Origin of the sequence: Citrobacter sp. TBCS-14 (genome assembly GCF_005280805.1) — a bacterium.
Classification (GTDB): Bacteria; Pseudomonadota; Gammaproteobacteria; order Enterobacterales; family Enterobacteriaceae; genus Citrobacter; species Citrobacter gillenii.
Window position 1 is genome coordinate 1 of record NZ_SZWM01000210.1, and the last position, 212, is coordinate 212.

Genomic DNA, 212 nt, shown 5'->3' on the forward strand with positions numbered 1-212 from the left:
AGGTAAAAACCAGCTGACCTTTAACCAGATAGCACTGGAAGAGGCCGGGCGCTATGCCGCAGAGGATGCCGATGTTACGCTTCAGTTGCATCTGAAGATGTGGCCAGAACTGCAGAAGCACAAAGGGCCGCTAAATGTTTTCGAAAATATTGATATGCCGCTGGTCCCGGTTCTGTCCCGCGTTGAGCGCAATGGTGTGAAAATCGATCCGG

Annotated in this window: 1 protein-coding gene; it reads left to right on the plus strand. The window is 51.9% G+C overall.

The annotated features are described in order from the left end of the window. Positions 1–212 (plus strand): hypothetical protein (locus FDX22_RS12150; RefSeq protein WP_186805299.1); only part of this gene is annotated, 212 nt, incomplete at both ends.